This window comes from Variovorax sp. J22G73, assembly GCF_030317035.1.
Classification (GTDB): Bacteria; Pseudomonadota; Gammaproteobacteria; order Burkholderiales; family Burkholderiaceae_C; genus Variovorax.
The window spans coordinates 26,981-49,105 of record NZ_JASZYK010000020.1; the positions used below are offsets into that span (position 1 = coordinate 26,981).

A 22,125-nucleotide genomic window follows, 5' to 3' on the forward strand; every position below is an offset into this window, starting at 1 on the left:
CACGGAACATTTCCTCGAACCAGCTCTTTCCCATTCGAAGCGATGACCGCGACAGGAGCTAGCAAGTCACAGGGTCTGCATACGAATAATGCAGCTCCAAAACCAATGAAGAATAGAAATCGGCTTGTCCGACTTCACAACTTAACGTTGCCCCGCATTCAACACGTCGGGCGGATTGTGGTTTGATGCCATGAACTTTGCACCTTACTTTTTCTTGCTTCCTAAAGAGCGTTGCGCGCACGATCCATCAGCGCCGCCGCAGTGCGACCTACGCGCAGGCGACCATCGATATCCGTGTCGATGCAGAGCTACAGCAGGCGTTGCCGAATTGATGTCGGATGAGCAACAGCAACGGCGCCCAGTGGGCGCTGCGCACGCGAGGTAGCAGACTCCGCGGCGCGATGTCAGTCCAATGTGGCAGACAACCTCCGCGTGAACTTGGCGACGGTTTCATGCAGTTGCTGTTCGCACCGCAGCGCGTCGTCTCTGCTGAGGAATTCAGCCCACTCATAAGGCGACCCATCGAGCGGCTCTCGTCCACGACCAGCTGCGGTGCGACGCTGGTCGATTGAATCAGCTCGAAAGTAAAATCACCGTCCCTGCCGAAGTCCTCTATGACGCGCCTAGGAATGGCAACTTCGACCCGGTAGATTGCTTGGATCACGTGACTTGCTTTCGCGCCGCGAAGGCGACCTGCTCCTGTCGCTACTGCGTTCTACAGACTGACCTGCTGCAACGGGCAACAACCGGTTCCTCACGACTCGATGCTCACAGGCGCCTGAAAGCTATAGCCCTCGCCGCGCACTGCGACTACAGGCAGCTTTTGTCCGCAAGCCTGTTCGGCCTTGCGACGCAGCCGCGACACGGTGACATCGAGATTGCGTTCGTAGGCTTCCAGCCCAGGCCGTCCCATCGCCATGAGCAAGGTGGTTCGACCAACAACCTCACGTGGGCGTTGCACCAGGCAAAAAACGAGCCGCGCCTCTGAACTCGACAGTTGCACGGAGGCGCCTTCAGGTGCATGAAGCATCCACTGCGTGCTCTGATAGCGCCAGGCTGCCTGGCCACCTGCGCTCGACGGAGCCTCGATCGACGCCGTGGCGACTGGCGTCTCATGGCTTCGCTGCATGAGGTTGTTCAGCACCATCTCCAACTCACGCAAGTTGACTGGCTTGACCAGGTAGTAGTCCGCGCCCAGGCTCAGGCCTCTCAAGCGATCGTTGGCAATGCCTCGGGCCGTCAACATCACAATGCGCATCGCGCTTCGCGCGCGCAGGCGGGCCAATACGGCGAAGCCGTCTTCGCCCGGCAGGTTGACATCGCACACAACTGCATCAAAGTCGTGGCGTGCCAGTTGGGCGTCCACTTCCTCCGCGCTGGCAACACCACGCGCAAGCATGCCGACACCGTTCAGGTAGCGCAAGACCGTGTCGCGCAAGTCCTCGTCATCCTCAACAACAAGCACGCGATTCATCGGCATAGGCCCTGTCCCTTCAACACGGACGCGGCCAGCACAGGGTCAGAGTTGCCGCCGCCTTTTGCGCAACCTGCACGAGGCAGCGTCATTGTCACGATGGCCCCGCCCTCACGCCGATTCGCCGCCACGACGTTGCCGCCATGAAGCCCGGCAATGCGCTGCACCATGTGCAGACCCAATCCGATGCCGGGCACGCGTCGCACACCTTCCGCGCGATAGAAGCGGTCGAATACGTGGGGCAGGTCCTGCGGCCTGAAGCCAAGTCCCGTGTCCAGGACCTGGATGTCCACGCGCGTCCCCACATCCGCAAGGCGCGTACGAACCTCCACGCGCGAGGTGGCCGGGGCGTACTTGAGGGCGTTCGTCAGGAGATTGTCCAACGCAATATGCAAGAGCGTCTCATCCGCCAGCACCACGACGTCCAGCGCCTCAAGCTTCAAGTCGATCCGGTCATGGGCGTTGCCCTCGTTGTGCTCATCCACTTTCTCGTGGAGCAATTCCGCTAACCGGATCGGATGGCGACTCATTGCCTCGCTGGACGCCTCCAACCACTGGTCCGCGAGCAGGGTGTCCATCAGGTCACTCATGCGCAACACCGTGCGAGCGATCTTCTCCGCCTCCCGCTTGACGTCTTCGCGCGCAAGGCCGAGGCGCTCCTCCGAAAGAATCTGTGCTGCACCGCCGATGGTGCCAAGCGGTGTGCGGAACTCGTGGGACACCATCGCCAGCATTGCCCGCTGCTCGCGCATTGCCATGGCCAATTGGTTGTGCGTCTGGTGGTGCTGGTCAATTTCCTGGCGCAGGTCTTCGGTGCGTTCGTTCACCCGCTGCTCCAGTCGTTCTCCATGCCGTAGGGACAGCGCGAGCGCGCGTCGCTCGCGGTGCCGCACGCGCCAACCCAGGGCAAAGAAGAAGGCCAGGATGTGAATGATGGCGCCGATGGCGTAGCTGTACTGCGTCGCTGTCGTATAGGGCAACCATTGCAGGTTCTTCGCGAAGTGCTGCACGCCGATCGCGAGATACACGGAATATCCCACCAGGCTCGGCCAAGCCTCGACTTTGCGACGCACCAGCACCGCGCACAGCGATACGACGCACACAGAGAAAGCAACCCAGAGCAAGTTCAGCGGCAACCCAATGTACCTATACCCCCCTGCAGCTGCTGCGACGCACGCAACCCCGCACACCACGGTCAGCGCCTTGAAAACAAGGTCCATGCGCGGAAACTGGCGCCCCATATCGAGCATGCTGCGAGCGAAGGCAAAGGCTGCAGCGGTGTGCAGGCAGACGGAAAAGCTATGCAATCGCACCGCCACGACCGGACTCTCGAGCAGACCCAGAGCAATCGGCAGATTCTCCGCGGCAGCGAACAGCAGACCAAGTGTCGAGAGATAGCCGGCGTAGGCGATGAACCGGCGATCCGGCACGGCAATGCCCATCAGCAAGCTCACCGATGCCAGCAGCAGCACCATGCCGATGACCGCTGCGCTTCCGAAGGTGATTTTCTGCTGCGCGCCCGCCAGTTCGCGCAACGACGACACGCCACCGATGAGGCTCAACGCGCGGTCTCCGGCCAAGCGGATCCATACCCAGCGGGGCTGATCGTCGCGAAGCTCCGGCAGGCGCACGGCAGGTAAGGTGCCAGGCCACTCGCGTGAGAGATTCGGTCGCAGACCGCCGAGTTCGCGATGGATCAAGCCGGCTTCTCCAGGGCTGCCTGTAGCAGGCAGCCACACATCCATGGCGTCCACGTAGGGAGAACTCAACCTAAGCCACCAGCCGCCTTCGATCGGATGGGCGATTTCTTCCTGAGACGTCTGGATCTGAAACCGAACCCACCAAGCCCCGCGGGAAAATCCGCCGTTGAAGCCACCTCGAACTGGCTGGAAAAGCCTGGCTTGCGCTGACGCTGCAACCTCCTGCTGAGTGAGTTTGCCCGAAGCGTCGTGGTAGACCTCAAGATGACTGTCGAAGGCGCGTTCTGCGGCCGGTGACCTTGAATCGAGGTGAAGCACGGAGGCTTGCGACTCACTGTTGGTGCCAATCAACAATAGCAGCATCACGGCGAAGCCACTCACCGCGCGCATCAGACGCGAGCAGCTCGACAACACACCTCTGTGCCGATTGAACATGTCACTGCAGCGCGGATGCGCCGTGAGTTCGGTCACGTCGGCCGCAGCTCCGCGTCACAAGCTTCCATCTTGAAATTGGCTCCCTTGCTTTTGTCCCGGCAGTCACATTTCTCGGCCATACGCTCGAATTCGGTCGCGCGATTGGCCGGAGCGCGACCACGGCATCCCGGGTGGCATTGACGCGAATTCTCCAGCGATTGCTTTGCGGACGCACCTTGCAAATTCTTGCATCGGCGCAGTAGAAGACTTTAGGCTTAAAGCTCCTTTCGATGGCCATTGCAGTTTGGCGAAGCGTGCCGACCTCGAATTCGTGTAGCTGCACTTCATCTCGAGGCTGTGCGTGGGTGCGGCATGCAGACCGTGCATGGCACGCACCCCACTGCAGATCGTCGAAAAAAAGTGGTGAGTCGATAGATTCTGAGGAGCTGGAGCTAAAGGCTAGAGGTACGCCGCCGTGTTCGAGGTACAGGATGCCCACCTTGATCCTTGTTTTCCGGAAGTCCCCTCGTTACAGGCGAACCCGGCATCCGTTTCTATGCGGGTGCAACGTTGGTCACCGCGGACCGGCTCCCGATCGAGACCGTATGCGTGATCGATAGCGAGCCGCGCGCCTTGTCGGCGTCTGAACGCAGGGCGCCGCAGTCGCTCGCCCGGCAGGTCGTCGCGCAGCGCGAGCTGCGCCGGGCCATGGCTGGCTTGGAGCTCGAGAGCGTGACCTATCCGCTGAGCACACTGTGGGGCCGGCGCAGTCTGGACCGGCGACTGTATGCAGCCTGGGATCTTCATGCCCGCGAGCGCTCACCGCTGAGTCTGCTGATGATCGACCTGGACCATTTCAAGCTCGTCAACGACGCCCACATTCATCCTGCCGGCGATCGGGTGCCGGTGCATGCCGCGGCCATCATTCGCGACCAGATCGGCCACGACGGCCCGCCGCCCGTTTCGGGGGCGAGGAATTCTGCATCGTGCTGCCAGGCATGGATGCCGGGATGGCGCAGCGACGCGCCGAGCAACTGCGTCGCGCGCTCGAGTAGGCGTCCTGGCCTGATATCGAAGTGACTGCCGGTATCGTCGCGACCTCTGCAGCAGACGAAGATGGTTCTCCCAACGTGATGCCCACGCGCGCAGACCGCGCACCCTACGTTGCCAAGCGAGACGGCTGCAACCGCGTGCGCCGCTTCGATGGATGGTCGTGATCGCAATCGCTGCTCGCGCTCGCGGAACTGAGGCAGACACAAGCGCTCCTGAGCATGCGACCTCGTGGGTCTGCGGTGTGGGACATTGAGACGCGCCAAAGCCGACCGACCTGGTGCGAGATTGCATCGCACATCACGAGCCTCGCACTTATTTTTTGCGAACACCGGGCGCGATGCTTGCCGCGTACTTAGGCAGGCCCTAGCAGCCGCCCTCCGATGAACAACAGGCTGCGGTTCTCAAGTGAATGGCTTCATCGGCCAGAGCGGTCTCGTAGACCACGCTGTCAATGAAGGAATTCGATGCAGATTGATGTTTCTGAGCACTGCGTACTGGCTGCTGAGGACGTCGGCCGGGAGCCGTGCATCGCTCCTTGAGAGTCCCCAATGAGATACACCGTTTGGCCGATCTCTGGAGGACTCACCAGGGAGGCGACGGCGACCTCGAGCAGCGGCTCGCGCAGCCCTGAGATTCCGCGCGGCGCGTGTGAGTCAAAATCAGCCAAGCCTGACGTCTAACGCTCCAGGCACATTTCCGTCAATGCGGGCGCTCAATGAAATCCTATCAACGCGAACTTTTTGCCGACTATTTCCAGCTCTATCTACAGGACGAGGCTGCGGAGGCAAACTTGGGGGAGGCCTGGGATGAGGCAGCAACGCAGCGCATGTTTGCAGTCACAACCGGGATGATCGGCATCGGCACCGCGCGCAACATGGAAGTCCCTGTCACGCTTGAGTTCCATGATGCAGAGCCTCTGCAGAATCTCCCAGACTTCGATCACGTCGTTGAAGGGGCGTTGGTCGTCACCACCGGCTCTCTGGTGCTCGCCGGCTGCACCGACTATTTTCCTGATGCCGAGCGCTTTGCGTTGGAGCCCGGCACCTACAGAGTCAGGCTGTCATGTTCGGGTCTGAATACGCTGTCGGCAGAAGGGCTTGAGGGCAATGATCATTACCTTGTTCAGCTCTGGCTGGGTTCCCCGCTTGAGCCAACTGTGCTGAAACAGCGCTTGGTTTGACCGCGATGCCGAGATTTACACCGAGACCGCGGTGTTCCTGTCGAAGAAGACCTACCCATCTCGGCGGGATATTCAGGATGAGTTCTTCGATTCTCTTTGCCAAACAAGACGCATTGTCCTCACAAGATGCGTGAGCGGCCTGGTCAATCCCTTTGGCTTTACCGCAAGCGTTTCGCTACCAGCCCGGCGGCGATCCGAGCGATGGGGCCGGCGCGGTGGAGCATCGCTTGTCGCGCATGGCAGGCAACGGCGGCTTGAACTGCTGGGCTTCATCGCCGTACTGCAGGACGCCATCGCGCCGTTCAGGCCACCTTCGGTGCCGCGACTCATGCACATCGACCGCGCGCTGTCGCAGAAGGCACCTATCGCGAGTGCGCTGTCTTCGAGACGCCTCGTGCGTGGCTTGATTCGAAGTACCGGTCTTCACCGTTCGAGCATTCCGTCGACGGATTTTCAGGATGGTGTAACCCGGGGGGACAGGCTCGCGAACTACTTCCGACGCGTCAAGTGCTCGCATGCGCAGATCCATCAACGGTCATGTGATTAGAAATCTGCCTCCGTCGTGCCCATGGAACAACCGATGAAAAACAAACACAAAAACAATTCACTGGCGGAGCTGCCGATCAGCGTTCGTCTTGCAGCGATCATCATCTTGGTCCTGACTGCTTTTTGCGCCTTCGCCTATACGGCCGGTTGGTTGACGCCTGCGCGCCTGACACCAACAAGGATGGTTGACTCGCTCGCGCCGGCCGGCGGACCCATCAAGGGATATCGGCGCAACCATGCCAAAGGCATCTGTTTCGCCGGAAGTTTTGAAGCCAATGGCGAGGCCGTTGCCATTTCCCGGGCCCCCATGTTCAAGGTCGGCACCTATCCTGTCACCGGACGCTTCAATCTGGCCGGCCCGATTCCGTCCATGGCGGATGGCACCGGCCGTGTGCGTGGCCTGAGCCTGCGGATACGAGCGGCGGATGGCCAGGAGTGGCGCACTGCAATGATCAACGCACCGCTTTTTCCGGTCGCCACGCCCAGCGATTTCTATGCGCTTCAGCGGGCCAACGCGAACAAACAGGATCCTTCTGCGGCCAAGCAATTCGCGGCCAGTCATCCGGCGTTGCGCGCATTCGGGGCATGGGCAAGTACGGCTCCTTATGCCGAATCCTACGCACAAGATCGCTTCAACAGCCTCAACAGCTTCGTGTACACGAATGCGCAGGGTCGTACTCAGGCTGTTCGCTGGTCGTTCATTCCCACTGCTGCCGTGGTGCCGGTGCCCCCGGAAGAATTGAAGAAGCGTGACGCTGACTTCCTCTTCAAGGAAATTACTGAAAGGACCGCTGCCGCACCCCAAAAATGGAAGCTGGTCCTGACCCTTTCCAATCCAGGCGATCCCACCGCTGATCCGACTCAGGTTTGGCCTGAAGATCGTCGTCAAATAGATGCGGGCATGCTGGTGGTCACAACGATTGTTCCCGAGGCCGACGGAGCATGTCGCGACATCAATTTCGACCCTACGGTGTTACCTGAGGGAATTCACACCTCCGACGATCCGTTCCCGGCAGCGCGATCGGCTGCGTATGCAGTGTCCTATGACCGCCGCACTGCTGAGTCGGAACACTATCCGCGTACCCAGACCGGAGGCAAGCCATGAGCCGTTCCAGCATGAAATTTTCCATTTTGCAGCGTGTGCTCCACTGGGCCATGGCGGTTGGCATCCTAGCGATGCTGTTCATCGGTGTGGGCATGATGTCCACAGTCGATAGCGCTTATCTGGTACTTGTGAGCATCCACAAGCCGCTGGGCGTTGTGATCCTTGCGCTGTCGCTGCTGCGTCTTGCCGTGCGCTGGCGCAGTGGGGCACCGCCGTTGCCGGCGAGCATGAGTGAGCCGATGAAGCTCGCGGCAAAGTTGTCGCACGTGGCGTTCTATGTGCTGATGATCGCGATGCCGCTGCTGGGTTGGTCCATGTTGTCCGCGGCGGACTATCCCGTTTTCCTGGCCGGGATTCGGCTACCCTCGATCGCTCCACCCAGCGCCGAGTTGCACAGCCTGCTGTGGGCCGCCCACAGGGCGCTTGCCTTCATTTTGTTCGCGTTGTTTTTGCTGCACCTCGCCGCCGCACTTCTTCATGCTTGGATTCGAAGGGATGGCGTGTTCGAGGCCATGACATTTGGCCGCGAGCGAATGCGCCGATAGTCAAGTGATCGGACGCGCAGCAAAAGCTTTTTTAGTTGACCTGGCGCCCTGCCAGCGCCCACGGCGGTCAGACGTGCGCGCTGCAGGCGAATGGCCAACCGCATTGGGATACCAACCCAAGAACAATCTCGACGCGATCGCCATGACGCCCCGATGTCAGGCGCTCCTGTACCTGCATTTCCTCAAGGGGACCCGCAGCAGGCCCTTGTTCTGGAAACATTTCAACGTCAGCTTCTCCAGCTATGCGCTGGACCTCTGGTTTCAGGTGCGGAACGACACTGATCTTGCGTCAGTCCGACATCGAATCTACGTGGGTGAGACACGCGGCACGCGAGGTCGCCCCGCTGCATCGCGAAGCCGTGCCTTCCGACCACGACAAAATGCGACAGGCCGGAGTCGGCCAGGAACGAGTTGTTCCCTGCCTTCACGGCTATAACCGCTTCTTGGCTGATTGCCGTCCTTTCGATTTCAAGTACCGGCCAACGGCGCCCAGGACAAAGCAGGCATTTGGCGGCGCGAAGGCTGAGTCACCAAGTGGAGACCGACCGCAAACTACGCTCAAGCGCTACAACACCGAGAGCCTTGTCATCTTCTCCATTCCGTTTTATGAGAGCCTCGCCGCAGGCGTGCGCATCTGCTGGGTGATCCCCGGGGCGTCGCAGGGTCGAAGTCGAGAGGCTGAATGAACACCGCGGCCATCTCTAGCATCGACCAAATGGCCATCGCCAAAGCGCTGGTCTCCGACGGCTGGGATCGCCCATGCGCGACGTTCAGTAGACGCTGGAGCGGTGGCGCTATCACGTGCGCGAAGGAAGATCGATGCGCGCGACGTTAGTCAAGGAATCAGAAGCAACTTGCCGATCGTGGTACGGCTCTCCATGGCGGTATGGGCTGCCGCCGCATCTTCAAGCCCGTACTCAGCGCTGATCCGAACTCGCAATTGACCTGACAGCACCCATTCGAAAAGCTTGGCCGCATGAGCGCGCAGCAGTTGCGGCGTGCGCACGTGGTGGCCGTATACCGCGTAACCCAGCTTAATGCTCTTGGGCAGACTGGTGATTTCGAGCGCGCCGGGGCCGCCCAGGACCGGGCCATACCAAGCAAAGGTTCCGCTCACGCGCAGCGCATCGAGCGATCCTTCGAAAGTCGCAGGGCCCGAGCCGTCGTACACCACGTGCACGCCCTCCCCGCCAGACAGGCGAATCGCCTCCTCGGCAAACTGGCCATCGACGTCCACGATCACATAGTCCGCGCCGGCCTCCTTTGTCGCCGCGACCTTGTCGGCGGAAGACACCCTGCCGATGACCGTGCCGCCGCGCATCTTGATGATCTGTGTCAACAACAGGCCCAGACCACCGGCTGCCGCGTGGACCAGAGCGATATCACCTGCCTGCACCGGATAGAAGTCCGTCGCGAAATGGCTAGCAGTGAGCCCCTGCATCATCAAAGCAGCAGCCGTCCGGTCGTCGATGCCGTCAGGCAAAGGAACCAAAGCCGCTGCCGGAATAAGCACTTTGTCGGCGTAGCTGCCCGGCGCGTAGACCCAGGCGACCCGTTGGCCCGGGACAAAGTGACTCACGTCGCTTCCAACTTCCAGAACGCGCCCTGCACCCTCCACACCCAGCGGCCTTGGATAGGCGAACTCATCCCAGAACTTTCCTTGCCGGACGCCCATGTCCATGAAGTTAACGCCTGCCACCGCCACGGCAACCAACACCTGCCCCGGTCCAGGAATCGGATCCGGGCGCTCAACATACTCAATCACTTCCGGGCCGCCCGGACGTGCCACGACGATCGCTTTCACCATCAGACCTTTACTTGAACGATCATTCAATAACAGGAAGAAAAAAGATCACCTCAAAGCCCGCAGCGCCAGCCTCGCCAAAGGATGCAGTTCAGCGTTTCCAGCGCCGCTACGCGCTGCCAGCCTTATTGCAGCGACGTTTGCGAGCAAAAAGGCGGCAGCGTGACGCTCATCGAGTTCAGCGGACAGGTCGCCGTCGGCCACGGCCTGCCCGATGGCCTTGACCAAAGCAGTGCTCAGTTGCCGCCCTGCCACCTTGCGGATATTCGCCAACTCCTCGCTGCCTTCTCTTTCGGCACCGAATTCGCTGACGGAGCCGACGCCCAGGCATGGGAGAGCGGCTTCTTTCACAACACGTGCCAACAACATTTCGATGCCAGTCAAGGCGCTTGCGCCGGCCTTGAGCTCAGCAACGTGCGCTGCAGTCTCAGCGGACGAATAGCGCTCCAGCGTAGTGCAGTACAGGGCCCACTTGTCGCCGAACGCGTTGTACAGACTCTGCTTACCTATCTGCATGGCACCCGCCAGCATGTCTGCGGAAGACCCCGCGTAGCCGTGCTCGCGGAACACACCTAGCGCTGCGTCGAGGACTTCATCGCGGTCAAATTGTCTGGGCCGAGCCATGCAGCAACTATACGCTGTTTTGTACTGTTTGTTCAATAACCTAGCCTGCCTAGGCTGGAGCCGACCTGCACGGGCCAACATAAGCCCGCCATAACTTGGCGTTTGCGAACCTGCTGTCAGCACGAGAATGGCGCTAGGAGCCGGCTCCAGTGCGCCCTAAGGACCGCAATGCACCCCATATCGGGAGCCCATAGCAGCGTCTCTCATTGGAGACATTGGACCTCGCCCGAAGCAGCCGGCCGCGAGCCCAGATCGGTGCGAGAACGGCACACACACGCGGATTCAATGGCGCAAAATCGAAATTTTGCGAAGGTTCAACGGCGCGCCGCGCGAAGATCGGATGCACCAGCGGTGCAACAAATGAGGGCCTGAAGTTCTAGCCGATAAGGTCCACTGGCGTTCCGCACCAGGACGCAATGGACGGGACAAGCATCAAGTCCGAGGGCGCTCCTGCTCACGTCTCAACGACCTTGCGCAGCAAGGCCACCCCATGCCTCGAGGAGAACGGTGTTGCGGCATCGTGGAGAGCGACATGCTGCACGAACTCATGAGCGATGAGGATCCGGCCCAGAGCCCCTCGGCCCGCCGCCTGCGTGGATATCGACGCGGCGCAGGTGCACGCGATGGTGCAGGCGCTGGAATCCCATTCCCTGGTCCAAAAAAGGAACTGAAACAGAGGCAGGGGCCCAACCACAGAGGCCTGCTTTCAGCACTCATCCCGGGTCAACAAGCCGGCAAACGCCGTGGCGGGTTGCATGGGTCAGGTTATGTCGATGGCAGCGGTGGCGATTGTCCACCGCGCCAATGCGAATCCGTTGCGTCGATCGGGTGGCGCGCAGAGCTTGGCCCGCGAAAGGTGCCGCGGTGGGCCCTATGCCGCGAGCCGCCTCAGAACCGAGGCGCATCAGTTTCGCGCTCTTTCCGCGTTGCGCAGATCCCGGATCTGATCATGGTTTTTCTGGGCACCGTCTGCTTGTCGCTGGACCACCGAACGCACATCAGCCGGAAGGCTCTGCTTGAGCGCCTTGCGGTAGCGCGCGATGCCCGTGTCTTCGCCGCGCTCGCAGGACTCGAGGATTGACAATTCGCTGTCAGCGCCGACGCTGCCCTTGACTTGGAGCCAGCCGCGATGCATTGCGCCCGCGGCCGTACCGCCGGAAGCCGGTTCGCCACCGTAGCGACGCACAAGCTGACTCAGTTCTTCCCCCGCCTGGCGGCAGCCTTCAGCGCGGCTGAAGAAAAGCTGCTTCGCATTGGCCGAATCGACCTGCTCTCCGCAGGTGCGAAAGCCGTACTCGCCATCGCGCGCGTTCTCCAGGAGGTCGTTCAGGACATCCACCACGTCCTCATTGGACAGATCTTCGTGGCTGACGATATCGCTGCCATTGGCCTGCTTGGCGTAGTAGGTTTCGTCGGCTCGGTTCCATGCCGCCAAGGTCGCCGGGCGGGCCTGTTCCCATTCGAGGCGCGAGGCGCCGCGCCGGGTGGCCCATTCGGATGCCAGTTCACGCTCCGCACCCTCGAAGTCCGAGCCCCGATTGACACGGCCTGACCAACCCAGTTCATAGGCCGGGCCATAGTCATCGTAGGTCAGCGCGGCATCGCGGTAGGGCTCTGTCGCGTAGTGCTCGCGCCAGTATGCGTCTTCGAGTGTTGGGTTGACGCCTTCAGCCACGGCCTTGCCGCCCAGTCCGCCGACGACGGCACCGGCCACCAAGCCGACCACGGTGCCGACGGGACCGGCGACCGATCCCGCGGCCGCACCTGCAATCGCACCGCCTGTTGCGCCGACACCAGTGCCAACAGGGTGCGCACCCGGCGTGCCGGTGAGTGGATCACGGTTGGGCGATCCTGCGTCATTCGAGTCGTTGGGGGTTGCCATAGGGGTCTCCTGAAGTGCGTGTTGACTGTTCGCGAGCTCTTCGAAACAAAGAGGTGACTGCAATGTGCGCACTTGGCCGTGCCCGACGCGTCAGCGATCCGACGGGCTTCGTGTAGGCGTTGGCGGACCTGCCTGAGCCTATCGCCAGGCCACAATAGGTGCGACTCTCGAGACCCGCTCCGCAAGGTGCCGATGAGCCGGTCTTCCCACGCAGGCGGCGATGTGCCGCAGTTGTTAGATGCACTTGTCGAGCGGGATTGCGATATTGCAAACTCCAAGATGCGCAGTCACGTCGAACATGTCATGTTTGAGATCGATCTGGTACCGAGCAGGTCGCAAAGAACGGCCGCGTGCGGTTGACTGCTGTAAGGCGGCACAGGTGAAGACGGGGCGACAGGGCGGTCAAGGTCATCCTTCATGGCGTGAAGAGGCGGCTGAGCTTCCAACGTATGGAGGCCAATGAACCCTGGCGTTCAGGCGCCTGGAGCGCTCAAGGCACTGCGAGACATTGCATGCCGCGCCTATCAGCCCGGCCCATCGCTGGCAGCCGCCAGAAGTGGCACTACCAGATCACTGATCGGCGTTGGGATGCCGTGAACGCGAGCCCGTCGCTGCACCACCCCGTTGCGGATGTCCCATTCGAGGGGGCGGCCCGCTTGGCGGTCCGCAAGGATAGAAGTTCCCATGTCGCTCGGCGAGGTCTGAAGTTGGTCGACGATCTCTTGCGGCACATGGTCGCCCAACGCCGCGCCTTCCGCACTGGCCACTTCAAGGCATTCGCGCAGATAGGCCAACGAAAGACGGCCAATGTCGTCCCGGGAAAACATGCCGGCACGACGGCCTGTAAGAACCTGCAGACCGGCCACCGCGTTCTGCATCAGCTTTCGCCACGCCACGGACGTGAAGTCGGCCGACACGTCAACCGAACAGCGTGTATCGCTCAAAGCTGCCAAAACCACCCTGGACGCCGGCACGTCGGGCAAAGTGAGGCGCGCCTTGCGGCGCAGCCACACCGAGGCATCCGGTTCGCGTTGAGCGGGGAACCACACCACCGACGCCAGGACGGATCCGCCGGCCAGGTAGGGTGCGAACAGCGCTTTCTGCTCGACGCCGTTTTGCAGTATGCAGACCACCGTCTTCGCGCTGCCCAGCACCGAAAGCCACGGCGCCGCGGCCTCAATCTGTGTTGCCTTCACCGCGACAAACACCAGGTCGAACGGGCTCGGGATCTCGGACGGATTGATCCGCACAGGTCCGGGAACGACGATGTGGCCGCCATCGAAACGCAGCTCCAGACGCTCAAGCGCCGAACGACCGCAAATCACGGGCGTTCGCCCGACCTCATGAAGCGCCGCTGCCACAGTGGTACCAATTGCACCTGGACCCACAAGGGCAACGGACGGATGGCGGTTTTCGGGACTGGTCGTCATGAAGACCCTTTGATGGTTGTCATGGGCTACCGATGCTCGCGTCACCGTCAGCCGATGGCGATCGTGCCGATGGCGATGACCGAGCAAGCCAGCAACTTGCGGGCCGTCAGTGCCTCGCCGAGGAAAAAGTAGCCGATCAGCGTCGCAAACACCACGCTGGTCTCACGCAACGCAGATACCGCTCCCATGGGCGCCTTGGACATGGCATAGACCACGAGCCCGTAGGCCCCAAGCGAGACCAGCCCGCCCACGAGCGCCGTGATGAACCCCGGGCGCATCGTGAACAGACTGCCAACGCCACGCAGCGCGCAGAACACCACAGGCATCAGGATGCCCCACAAGGCACACATCCACGCCGTGTAGGCCAGCGGAGCCCCCGACAGTCGCACACCGATCCCGTCGACCAAGCTGTAGGCGGCAATGAAACAGCCGGTGCCCAGCGCATACGGCAGGCTCGGAACGACAAGCCTGCGTCCCTTGAAGGCCAGAAACACGATCCCGCCGGATACCAGCGCAATCCCCAGCAGCGCGCCTGTTCCCACCCGCTCTCCGGCGAAGAAGGAGGCCGCCATCGTGATCAGCAGGGGAGAAGTGCCGCGTGCGATCGGATAGGTCTGCCCGAGATCGCCGACGCGATAGCTGCGCACGAGAAACAGGTTGTAGCCAACATGCAGTCCCGCCGAAAGGGCCGCGTACATCCAGCTGGGTCTGGCCGGAGGCGTCAAGAACAAAGCCACTGCTCCGCTGGCCAGCGCCACCGCCAGGCACATGATGGTCATCGACCACAGTCTGTCGGCTCCGCTGCGCAGCAATGCATTCCAGCCCGCATGCAACAACGCAGCAAGAAGCACCAGCATGACAATTGAAACGGACATGCTTCATGCTAGCGGCGCAGCGCCTCGATCAAGGCGAAACATCCTCATTGCACAATGAGCAAATCCTCATGAATCATCGATAGGCCTGCTGAGCCTTGCCCGATTCCGCAAGCAGCCAATCGCGAAAGTAAATGACATGTGACTGCGACTCGATGCCCTTGGGGCAGACAAAGTAGTAGGCAACCGGGGATGGGAACGGCAAGTCAAACAGCCTCACCAGACGGCCGTCGTTGATCTCGGATTCGACATGGCCGCTACGGGCCAGCGCAATGCCCTGGCCCAGCAATGCCGCTTCGATGGTCATGTTGGTGTCAGCGAACCTGACATTTTCCCTGAGCGTGGAGAGACCTACGCCGACTTGTTGCAACCACAGTTCCCACTTCGGCACCAGATCCGCGCCGTCGCGTGTCAGCAATGGATAGCGCAACAATTCTGCCGGCTCGCCCGGCGCCCCGAAGCGCTCGAGGAAATCGGGGCTGGCGACCGGAAAAATCTGTTCCCTGAACAGAAGTTCTGAGTACAAAGCTGCATAGTTGCCATTGCCCAGACGGATTGCAACGTCCGACTCCGCGCTTGAAAAATGGATAGCCTTGTCGGTCGTTTCCAGCGTCAACAGGATTTCCGGATGCTGGCGCGACAGGCTCGGCAATCTCGGGAGCAGCCATTTCAAGGCGAATGAGTAGGTCGTACTGACTCGGAGCCGGACCCTGCCTTTTCCCCCTCTTAGATCAGCGAGCGTTGTGTTCAGGCTCGTGAAGAATTCACGCACGATCGGCGCGAGCGCCGCACCTTCGGGTGTCAGTCTCAACGACTTCCCTCGCTGGAACAGCTGCAACCCCCAGATCTCTTCGAGATTTCTCAACTGGTGACTGACGGCACTTTGAGTGACGTGCAATTCTTCCGAAGCAGAGGTGAATGTGGCGTGCCGCGTCGCAACCTCAAAGGCTCGCAAAGTAGCGGTAGGAGGCAAATCTCTCATGGAGTTGTTTCTTTGAAAGATTCAGAGAGAATTTCATGAATGAAAACTCATGATAAGAGGTTCGTTCGACCTCGGCCAAAGTGCCATCCTTGTTGACTCAGAAAAATCAGAGCAGACGCGCGCGATCCTAAAGTACCGACTATTGGCACTAAGCCATCAAGTGCCGGGGCAGCATCTTGCGGATTTTCCTACGAGCTTGGTCGATGAAGTGCTTGATAACGATCGTCGATGAAATGCACTCTGAGAGATGACTATCGAATAGTTCGCGACGATCTCAGGCTCGAACGGAACGAATTCGAACAACGCTGTACAGACGCTCGCCTTCAGCGGTTCGTCGTCGAGTCTTGGACCTGATCGATCTTGGCGTCGTGTCCTGCCTGCGACACTCACCTCCCCCCACCCCTACCAGCGCACCCGCACGCCCACCGACGCGTTGACCGAGCTCTTGACGCGCGCCGCACCGCCCGAGGCCCACAGCTTGCCAAGCTCGCCGTAGATCGCGGTGCGCTCGCCGAGCGCGAGCGTTAAGCCGCCGGCCACTTCGGTGCTGGTCGATCCGGTCTCGCTACGGATGGCCGTGCTGCCGCCCAGGCTCAGGAACTGCGCCACGTCTGCCCCGCCCGACGCGTGCAGCACGTTGATGCGGCCGTAGGGCTGCAGCGTGCCGGCGCCGGTGGCGATCTCGCCCTTCACGCGCACGCCCGCGCGCACGATGAGGCCGTCGTTCGAGTCCTGTGTGACCAGCGCACCCGCGATGCCCGCATCGTCCATGCGCAGGCTCTGGTGGACGAGCTGCAGCTGCGGCTCCACGGTCCACCCGCCGCCGACGCCGAAGGCCTTGCCCACCTCCAGCGAGGCCAGCAGGCTCCTGCCCTTGCCCGAACTGCCGAAGCTCGCGATCGGCTGCACGCTGTAGCGGTGCTCGCCAGCCTGCAGCACGCCATCAGCGTGCCAGCCACTGTCACCGCTCCATGTGGCGTATGCGCCGATGTAGCGGCTGCGCAGGTCGTTGGTGCCCGCGTCCAGCCCCTGGATGCCACGCGCAAAACCGCTCACGCGGATGTTGCCCTGGAGCTGGCCGACGTAGACGCCGGCGCGCCAGTCCGCATCGGCCCACAGGTCGGTGCCGGCCTGGAAGCCGTTCAGGCGCCCATCGCTGCGTGCGTTCGCAGTGCCGCGCTGGCTCACGTCGATGTCGGTGCTGATCACGCGCCCCCAGGCGCGGCGGCCGCGCGGGGCCGTGCCTTCGAGGCGGTCGGCGGCGTCGCTCGGTACGCTTCGCGCATCCTCTCCGCCGCGCGTTTGCAGGTTGCCCAGCATCGCGAAATTGCCCTGGCGCAGCTGCTGCGCGAGGGCGGCGTACATAGGCACTTCGATGCGGTAGGTCGGCAGGCCGCCGGGAACGCTCGGGCCACCGGGGTTGCCGGGGCCGCCCGGTGTGCCGCCGCTGCCGGTGGTGGAGCGCAGGTACCAATTCTCGCCGGCGCCGCTGGCGTCTGCAGCGTGCAGCCGGTATTCGTAGGCGCCTGCATCGACGTGCCCGCCGGCCAGCGCGAAGGCGTCCTTGGTGGTCTGCGCGGTGGTGCTCGCGCCGTTGAGCGCGCTGATCACCTCGATGCCGTTGCCGCTCGTGAGCGCGCCCAGGCCGCCCAGGTTGATGATCTGCACCGTGGTGTGACCGCTCGCCGTGGCGCCGGCGCCGTCGAGCACCAGCCGGTCGGAGGGGCCTGCAGCATTGAGCACCGTGGCCAGCCGCACAATGCCGTTCTGGCCGCTGTACGGCCCGTTGACGGTGAGCGTGGTGCCCGGTGCGGCGCCTGCCAGCGAGACGGTGCCGCTGTTCGAAAGCGAGGCTACGGTCTGGTTGAAGCCGCCCAGGTCGAGCGTGGCGCCGGCCGCCACGCTGTGCGCCGAGGCCGCGCTCAGTGCGTTGGTCCCGCCCGCGCTCAGCGTGCCGGCGTTCACCTGGGTCGCGCCCGCATAGGTGTTGGCGCCCGTCAGCTTGAAACTGCCCGTGCCCTGCTTGACCACGCCGCCGGCACCCGTCACGGCGCCCGCGAAGGAGGTGCTGGTGTTGTCGCCGCCGGTCGTGAGCGTGGCGCTGCCGAGCTTGACCTCGCCGCCCGCGCTGCCACCACCCGCGAGCGAACCGATCCGCTGGTCGAAGCCGTCCAGGTAGAGCGTGGCGCCGGCCTTGTCGGCCAGTGCGATCGGTGCCGCCGCGTTCAGCAGGCCCGGCGCGCCCAGGCGCAGCGTGCCCTCGGCGATGACGGTGGCGCCGGTGCGGGTGCTCGTGCCTGCGAGCGTGAGCGTGCCCGCGCCCGACTTAACCAGGTTGCCGCTGCCGCTGAGGGCGCCGCTGGCGACAAGGTCCAGGCCCGCGTCGGCGATCTCGACGCTGCCGCCGCCCGCGCCGATGTCCAGGTTGCGCGCGGTGCCGGTGAATCCGGTGCCCGAGACCTGCAGGCGCCCGCCGCTTTCCAGCACGACGTTGCCGGCGGCCGCGCCGAGGTTGCTGTCCGCGGACACGGAGAGCACGCCCGCCTGCACCGCGGTGCCGCCTGTATAAGTGTTGGCCCCGCCCAGCACCAGCGTGCCGTCGCCGGTCTTCGCGATGCCTGCGGCGCCGGCGATGGGGTTGTTCACCGTGGCGGTGTAGCCGGCCGAACCCGCGCCGCCGTCGCCCACGCGAATCTCGGCACGGGCGCCGCCGCCCGCGCCGGTCAGCGTGAGGGTATCGCCGGCCAGCGTGTATCCGCTGCTCGCGAACTGCATGCCGGTGGCCTGTACCGCGCTGCCGGTGTTGTCCACCGTCACCGTGCCCGGCGCGCCGGTGAAGATCGCGAAGCCCGGCTGCGGCAGCATCGGCGCACTGACGGTGCCCACGGTGTCGGTCCACACCGGCGCGGTGCTCGACCAGGTGCCGGTGCCGCCGCCCGATTGCGTCGGGCTCGCCAGGCCGTTCGCGTTCCAGAAGTTCAGCGTCATGCCGGTGCTGTTGACGAGCATGAAGCGCTTGTCGGCGGCCAGGTTCTGCAGAGAAAGGGCGCTGCCGCCCGGCACGCCGCCCAGCGTCAGCGTGCCGCCGCCGGTGAGCGCGCCGCCGTAGTCCACGAGCCGGTACACGCCGGGGCCGAAGCCGCCGGCATTCGTCACGTTCAGGGTGGTGTTGCCCGCGATGAGCAGGTCGCCGCCCACGCTCACGCTGTCGCCCTGGCCGGACGTGGCGAAGTCGGGGCCGGGCGCGCCGAACTGGTAGTCGAACACGCTGCCGTTGGCCAGCGACAGCTTGCCGCCGATGGTGAGCGTGCCCATCGCGCCGGCTCCAATGCCCGGCGCCAGCACGGCCGTGGCGTTGAGCGTGACGTCGCCGCCGATGCGGCCGTTGCCCGACAGGGTGCCGCCGTTCTGTATCGTGACCGCGCCATTCCCGGTCGCGCTGCCAGCCACGTTGCCCACCTGCAGCGTGCCGCTGCTAACCACCGTCGGCCCCGTGTAGTTGCTGGCGCCATTCAGCGCGAGGGTGCCGGTGCTGCCCATCGAGATCCCGCCGGTGCCGTTGATCGTGCCGCCCAAGGTGATGTTCCTGGCGCCTGCGATGCCCAGGTTGGCGTTGAGCACGACGTCGTTCGCGAGCGTCACGTCGGTGCTGGCGGCGAGCGTCGAGGTGCCGCCCACCGTCAGCGCGCCGGTGCCCAGCGCCGCGTTGTTGCCGACGCTGAGCGTGCCGGCCTGCAGGTCGATGCCGCCGCCGAAGTTGTTGACGTTGTTCAGCGCCAGCGTACCGGTGCCGTTCTTGACGAGCGAGCCGCCGCCGGTCACCGCGCCGTCGAACGCGATGTCCGGTGCGCCGCCCACCGTGAGCGTGGCGCCCAGCGAGACGGCGTTCGCCAGCGTGAGCGCACCGCCAGTGCTCGCGAGCGTGGCATTGCCGGTCACGCCAAGCGTGCCGGTGCCCAGCGATGTGCTGGTGCCCAGCGACAGCTTGCCGCCCGCCAGCGTCACACCGCCGCCGAAGTTGTTGGCGCTGCCCAGGGTGACGTCCGCGCCGCTGATCGCGAGCTTGCCCGCGCCGCCGATGCCGCCGTTTAGCGCAAGCGCGTTCGGGCCCGGCAGGCTCAGCGTGGCGCTCCCGCCCAGTCCGACGCTGTTCCCGAGCGCGATGCCCGGCGCGCCTGCGGTCAGGGTCGCATTGGCACCGACGGCGAGCCCGCCGGTGCCCAGTGCGCCGTTGTTGCCTACGCTGAGCGTGCCGCTGCCCAGGTTGACGCCGCCTTTGAACGTGTTGGCGCCGTTCAGGGCCAGCGTGGCCGTGCCGTCGTAGCCGAGCGCGCCGGTGCCAGACACGATCCCGCCGAGCGCGATGTTGCTGGCGCCGCCGATGGCCAGGCCGGCATTGAGCACCATCGCGTTGCCCACGGCCACGTTGGCGCTGCTGTCCAGCGCCGCATTGCCGTTGACCGTGAGCGCGCCCACGCCCAGCGACGTGTCGGTGCCCAGGCGCACGCTGCCGGCCTGCAGGTTCACGCCGCCCGAGAAGTTGTTCGCATTGCCCAGCGTGAGCCGCGAGCTGCCGGTCTTCACGATGCCGCCGAGGCCGCTCATCGCGCCGTTCATTGCCAGGTCGCTGCTGCCTCCGACAGTCAGCTGGGCGTTGAGACTAAATTTGTTGGCTGCGCTTACCGGCGTGTTCGCCAGGAGCGAACTGGCGCCGCTGACCGTCACCGCCCCCTGGCCGAGCGCGGTGTCGTTGCCGACGGTGAGCGCGCCACCGCCCAGGTTCATGCCGCCGGTGAAGGTGTTTGCGCCGTTGAGCGTGAGGCCCGGCGCGCCGGCCAGGCTGATGCCGCCCGCGCCGCTGATCTCGCCGTTGATCGTGAGCGCGCCGCCGCTGCCGCCCGCGCCGAAGTTCAGCGTGCTGTTGAGCACGATGTTGTTGCCCAGCGCAACGCCGGCCGCGCCGGTCAGCGACCCGGCGCCGTCGACGGTCAGGTCGCCTGTGCCGAGCGCGCCGCTGCTGCCTACATCGATCGCGCCGGCCTGCAACGTGGTGCCGCCGCCGTAGTTGTTGCTGCCAGTCAGCGACAGGTTGCCGTTGGCGAGCGTGAGGCTGCCCGCGCCGGCGATGTTGCCGCCCAGCGTCAGGGTGCCCGCGCCGTTGAGCGTGAGCACGCCGTTCAACTGCACCGGGTTGGTGACCGTGCCGGTGAAGGCGGTGTTGAGCGACGACGGGCCGCCCACGATGAACAGGCCCGTGCCCAGCGAGGCGGCCGAGCCGAGCGTGAGGCCGCCCGCATTGAGCGCGAGCCCCCCGCTGAAATCGTTGTTCCCCGACAGGGTGAGGGTGCCGGCGCCCTGCTTGACCACGCCGCCGCCGCCGCTGATCGTGCCGCCCAGCGTCAGGTCGTTGGCGCCTTGCACAGTCAGGCCAGTGGTCACGTTGATGTTCTGTGCGAGCGTGATGCCGCTGACCGAGGCCTCGATGGCGCCGCCGTTCCCGGTCATCGTGCCGGTGCCGAAAGACAGCGCGTTGTCGAAGATCGCGGTGCCGCCGTTCAGGAAGGTGTTGCCGCTCACCACCGCGCCGGTGAGCGTCCAGATGCCGCTGTTGACGATGAGATTCTCGAAATTGAGGTACTGCAGGGCAGAGATGCTCCCGGTGCCGCTGTTGCCTGAACCGGGCGGGTTGACGGTGTTCTGCAGCACCAGCGTGTCGGTGCCGCCAACGCCCGCATCGACCGTGCCCCCCGCCGCGAAAGTCAGGGAGCCCGGCGGCAGCGTGGGCGTGGGAATGGTGATGCCAGGCAGCGGCGTCGCCCCGCCGTTGATCGACGAGCCGGTCACCGCCGTGAAAGTGTCGCTGCTGGTGCCGGTGCCCAGCGTGACGCTGCCGTTGACCGTGCCCGCGTTGGTGAAGGTATTGCCACCGGCGGTGGGGCTCTCGAAAGCCACGCGGCCGGTGATCGTTCCGGTGTTCGTGAAGTTGACGTTGCCCCCACCGTAGACGGCCACGGCAATCGAGTTGAACGGATCGAACAAGCCCAGCGCGGCCATGCCGATGGTGCCGCTGTTGTTGAACGACATGGCCCCGCTGTTGGCGATGACCACCGCCGCGCCCTGCAGCCCGAAGGTGCCGTCGAACGTGCCTTCGATCGCGCCCTGGTTGTTGACCACGATGTTGCCGCTCGTGGGCGCAATCAGGTTGCCGATGGTGAGCGCGCGCGCGAGCACGAGAGAGCCCGCAGCGTTCGCGTCAATGCTGCCTTTGTTGGTGAGCCTGACGCCGATGCCGCCCAAGGTCATCGCTGAGCCGCCCGGCAGTGTGCTCATGATGGCGCCTGCCTGTACCGTCACGCCCAGGTTGTTGGCATTGCTGAGAAAGCTGTTCGGGTTCGGCGGCAGGAGGATCGGCACGCCGGTGCAGCTCACCGCGTCGCCATCGGCAGGCACCGCGGGCGAGCAGGCTGCGTCCGCATCGCCGCTGTGCAACTGGAGCGTCACGAGCGCGGCCAGT

General features: G+C 63.8%; 14 protein-coding genes. 5 read left to right on the forward strand and 9 right to left on the reverse strand.

The features are described 5' to 3' along the window. Nucleotides 1–754: 754 nt before the first annotated feature. Complete coding sequence (locus tag QTI51_RS36775; RefSeq protein WP_286518196.1) at nucleotides 755–1,480, reverse strand: response regulator transcription factor; 726 nt, start codon at nucleotides 1,478–1,480, stop codon at nucleotides 755–757. Beyond that, complete coding sequence (locus tag QTI51_RS36780) at nucleotides 1,471–3,645, reverse strand: sensor histidine kinase (protein ID WP_286518193.1); 2,175 nt, start codon at nucleotides 3,643–3,645, stop codon at nucleotides 1,471–1,473. The genes QTI51_RS36775 and QTI51_RS36780 overlap by 10 nt, the downstream gene beginning before the upstream one ends. A 513-nt stretch (nucleotides 3,646–4,158) precedes the next feature. Between QTI51_RS36780 and QTI51_RS36785 the strand changes: the two genes are divergently transcribed. The 5 genes from QTI51_RS36785 to QTI51_RS36805 all read left to right on the forward strand — a co-directional run bounded on the left by QTI51_RS36785 (nucleotide 4,159) and on the right by QTI51_RS36805 (nucleotide 8,703). Next, nucleotides 4,159–4,668: a GGDEF domain-containing protein gene (locus tag QTI51_RS36785; RefSeq protein ID WP_286518192.1), complete on the forward strand. Its 510-nt coding sequence runs from the start codon at nucleotides 4,159–4,161 to the stop codon at nucleotides 4,666–4,668. Between the two features lie 688 nt (nucleotides 4,669–5,356). After that, the gene (locus QTI51_RS36790) at nucleotides 5,357–5,821 is read left to right on the forward strand and encodes a hypothetical protein (protein WP_286518189.1); all 465 of its coding nucleotides are present in this window, start codon (nucleotides 5,357–5,359) and stop codon (nucleotides 5,819–5,821) included. A 580-nt stretch (nucleotides 5,822–6,401) separates the two neighbouring features. After that, nucleotides 6,402–7,472, forward strand: coding sequence for a catalase family peroxidase (locus QTI51_RS36795; RefSeq protein WP_286518188.1), 1,071 nt, complete (start codon nucleotides 6,402–6,404; stop codon nucleotides 7,470–7,472). Next, nucleotides 7,469–8,017 carry a cytochrome b gene (locus QTI51_RS36800; protein ID WP_286518186.1) on the forward strand — a complete coding sequence of 183 codons (549 nt, stop codon included), beginning with the start codon at nucleotides 7,469–7,471 and terminating at the stop codon, nucleotides 8,015–8,017. Before QTI51_RS36795 ends, QTI51_RS36800 begins: the two co-directional genes overlap by 4 nt. Before the next feature lie 284 nt (nucleotides 8,018–8,301). After that, complete coding sequence (locus tag QTI51_RS36805) at nucleotides 8,302–8,703, forward strand: hypothetical protein (RefSeq protein ID WP_286518183.1); 402 nt, start codon at nucleotides 8,302–8,304, stop codon at nucleotides 8,701–8,703. Between the two features lie 149 nt (nucleotides 8,704–8,852). On the opposite strand, the gene QTI51_RS36810 is transcribed toward QTI51_RS36805, so the two are convergent. From QTI51_RS36810 to QTI51_RS36840, 7 genes are all read right to left on the reverse strand, one after another. After that, on the reverse strand, nucleotides 8,853–9,821 hold the full coding sequence (locus QTI51_RS36810; protein ID WP_286547701.1) for a quinone oxidoreductase family protein: 969 nt from the start codon (nucleotides 9,819–9,821) through the stop codon (nucleotides 8,853–8,855). Nucleotides 9,822–9,869: 48 nt separating this feature from the next. Beyond that, nucleotides 9,870–10,481, reverse strand: a complete 612-nt coding sequence (locus QTI51_RS36815) for a TetR/AcrR family transcriptional regulator (RefSeq protein ID WP_286518180.1) — start codon at nucleotides 10,479–10,481, stop codon at nucleotides 9,870–9,872. Between the two features lie 868 nt (nucleotides 10,482–11,349). Continuing rightward, nucleotides 11,350–12,327, reverse strand: a complete 978-nt coding sequence (locus QTI51_RS36820) for a ferritin-like domain-containing protein (protein ID WP_286518177.1) — start codon at nucleotides 12,325–12,327, stop codon at nucleotides 11,350–11,352. Between the two features lie 524 nt (nucleotides 12,328–12,851). Continuing rightward, complete coding sequence (locus QTI51_RS36825) at nucleotides 12,852–13,757, reverse strand: oxidoreductase (RefSeq protein ID WP_286518175.1); 906 nt, start codon at nucleotides 13,755–13,757, stop codon at nucleotides 12,852–12,854. Between the two features lie 47 nt (nucleotides 13,758–13,804). Further along, a complete protein-coding gene (locus tag QTI51_RS36830) occupies nucleotides 13,805–14,632 on the reverse strand; it encodes an EamA family transporter (RefSeq protein WP_286518173.1) in 828 nt (275 codons plus the stop codon). Between the two features lie 73 nt (nucleotides 14,633–14,705). Continuing rightward, nucleotides 14,706–15,611 carry a transcriptional regulator GcvA gene (gene gcvA / locus QTI51_RS36835; RefSeq protein ID WP_286518172.1) on the reverse strand — a complete coding sequence of 302 codons (906 nt, stop codon included), beginning with the start codon at nucleotides 15,609–15,611 and terminating at the stop codon, nucleotides 14,706–14,708. Between the two features lie 402 nt (nucleotides 15,612–16,013). Continuing rightward, entirely contained in the window at nucleotides 16,014–22,112 is a 6,099-nt protein-coding gene (locus tag QTI51_RS36840) for an autotransporter outer membrane beta-barrel domain-containing protein (protein ID WP_503011587.1), read from the reverse strand. Nucleotides 22,113–22,125 lie beyond the last annotated feature (13 nt).